Source organism: Streptomyces sp. 13-12-16, from assembly GCF_002114215.1.
In the GTDB taxonomy this organism is placed as follows: Bacteria; Actinomycetota; Actinomycetes; order Streptomycetales; family Streptomycetaceae; genus Streptomyces.
Genome location: NZ_NCTE01000469.1, coordinates 1 through 2,849 on the forward strand (window position 1 = coordinate 1; position 2,849 = coordinate 2,849).

1 protein-coding gene is annotated in these 2,849 nt (G+C 74.3%); it reads left to right on the forward strand.

Annotated elements, in window-relative coordinates; translation table 11 throughout:
* Positions 1-287: 287 nt before the first annotated feature.
* Positions 288-2,849: AAA family ATPase (locus B7767_RS18760; protein ID WP_085573191.1), on the forward strand; the 2,562-nt coding region annotated here is incomplete at its 3' end.

Sequence of the window (2,849 nt, forward strand, 5' to 3'; positions counted from 1 at the left end):
CCGCCGCCCCACAACCACGCCGCGTGCCCCGCAATCCGCGGGCAGCCGCGCCGCGTGCCCCGCCCTCCGCGGGCAATCGTGCCGCTGGGGCGGCACGGGTGGGCGCGACGGCACCCCGCAAGCGCCGGGCTGCGCGACAACCCCCGTTCGGTACCAACGCGGGTCACCAACACAAGCACCGGTTCGCAGAACCCCCAGACCCACACCGGGCACCCCACAGGCACCGGCCCGCAGAACCACCCCCGCCCACGACGAAAACCGGTGACCCGTAACCGGAAGGGCATGCAATGCTCAGGACCGTGGAGACCAAGTCCGTCAGTCCCGTGTTCGTGGGCCGCAGCACCGAGCTCGACACACTGAACACCGCCCTCACCCGCGCCGCCACCGAGCCCCAGGCCCTGCTCGTCGCAGGCGAGGCCGGAGTGGGGAAGACCCGCCTCGTGGAGGAGTTCGCCGCCGCGGCCCGCCGCCGCGGCGCGATCGTCGCCCTCGGCGGCTGCGTGGAGATCGGCGCCGACGGACTCCCCTTCGCCCCCTTCTCCACCGCCCTGCGCCAACTCCGCCGCGAGCTGCCCGACCAGCTCGCCGCCGCCGCCTCCGGCCAGGAGGAGGAACTCGCCCGCCTGCTCCCCGAGATCGGCACCGCCGCCCGCGAGGTCCGCCGCGACGAACAGGGCATGGCCCGCCTCTTCGAGCTCACCGCCCGCCTGCTGGAGCGCGTCACCGCCGAGCACACCGTCGTCCTCGCCCTGGAGGACCTGCACTGGGCCGACGCCTCCACCCGCCACCTGCTGGCCTACCTGTTCCGCACCCTGCGCACCGGCCGCCTCGTCCTCCTCGCCACCTACCGCTCCGACGACATCCACCGCCGCCACCCGCTGCGCCCCCTCCTCGCCGAACTCGACCGGCTCCGCACGGTCCAGCGCGTCGAACTCGGCCGCTTCAACCGCGAGGAGGTCCACCGGCAGATAGCCGGCATCATCGCCCGCGAACCCGACGCGGACCGCGTCGACGACATCTTCGAACGCTCCGACGGCAACGCCTTCTTCGTCGAGGAACTCGCCGTCGCCTCCGACGAGGGCTGCTGCACCGGCCTCACCGACTCCCTGCGCGACCTCCTCCTCGTCAGGGTCGAGGGCCTGCCGGAGAGCGCCCAGCGGGTCGCCCGGATCGTCGCCGAGGGCGGCTCCACCGTCGAGGACCGGCTGCTGGCCGCCGTCGCCCGGCTCACCGAGGACGACCTCATCGAGGCCCTGCGGGCCGCCGTCAACGCCAGCATCCTCACCCCCGCACCCGACCGCGACGGCTACCGCTTCCGCCACTCCCTGGTCCGCGAGGCCGTCAGTGACGACCTGCTGCCCGGCGAACGCTCCCGTCTCAACCGCCGTTACGCCGAGGCCCTGGAGGCCGACCCCACCCTGGTCCCCGCCGACGAGCGGGTGACCCGCCTGGCCAGCTACTGGTACCACGCCCACGACGCGGCCAAGGCCCTGCCCGCCGTCCTCGACGCCTCCGTCGAAGCCCGCCGACGCCATGCCTACTCCGAACAACTGGGCCTGCTGGACCGGGCGATGGAGCTGTGGGACGCCGTCCCCGACGCCGTACGGGCCACCCTGCGCCCCGTCGACTACGCCGAGGTCTACCCTCCTTGCGGCTGCGACCCCGAGACGACACCGCTGCGCTACCTCGACCTGATGGCCGAGGCCGCCGTCGCCGGACGCCTCTGCGGGGAACGCGAACGCTCGATGAAGATCACCAAGCGGGCGCTGCGCCTCCTCGACGAGGACCCGGACCCGCTGCGCGCCGCCTGGTTCTGGGTGCAGCGCTCCCGGCTCACCCAGGCCCTCGCCCGCGGTGACGGCTGGGCCGAACTCGGCACCGCGCAGGAGCTGGTGCGCGGACTGCCGCCGTCCGAGGTGCACGCCGAGGTCCTCGCCTCCGCCGCCAGCTGGTCCATGCTGCACGAACCCGGCCCGGACGCCATGGCCGCCGCCGAACGCGCCGTCGAGTACGCGCGCATGGTCGGCGCCCACGACATCGAGCTCAACGCCCGGCTCACCCTCGGCGGCCTCATGGTCGACGCCGGTGACATCGACACCGGACTCGCCGAGATGTACGAGGTCAAGGACCGGGCGACCGAACTGGGCATGGACATGGTGGTGGCCCGCGCCCATGTGAACCTCCCGTCCGTCCTCGAAGGCGTCGGCCGCTCCGAGGAGGCCGCCGGACTCCTCCACGAAGGCGTCCACATCACCCGCAGGCTCGGGCTGCTGGACTCCGAGGGCTGGGTGTGGGGCAACCTCGCCGAGTCCCTCCACACCCTCGGCCGCTGGGACGAGGCGGCCCGCGCCGCGGCCAACGCCCAGCGTCTCGAACAGAGCGCCAAGCCCCGCGCCGGGGGCTCGATGCGCCTGGCGTACCTCGCGTACGACCGCGGGGACATGGCCGAAGCGGCCCGCCGGCTCGCCGACGCCCGCACCTTCTTCGGCACCCACGACCCGATGCCGCAGTACGCCCTCCCCATGAAGTGGGTCGCCATCGGCATCGCCGCCGCCGAGGGCCGCCTCGCCGACGCCCGCACCGAACTGCTCACCGCCCTCGACACCGGACTGCCGCCCGGCACCCAGCGCTACGGCTGGCCCCTGCTGCTCGCCGCCACCACCGCGGAGGCCGACGCCCACGGCACCCCGGCGACCGAACCGGGCCGCCCGGAGATCCTGGACCGGATCCGCGCGGCGGCCAGGACCCTGGCGACCGGCGTGCCCGTATGGGAGGCGTACGACCTGTGGCTGCGTGCCGAGCTGCTGCGCGCCGAGGGCAGGACCGCGCCGGACGCGTGGTCCGCGGCC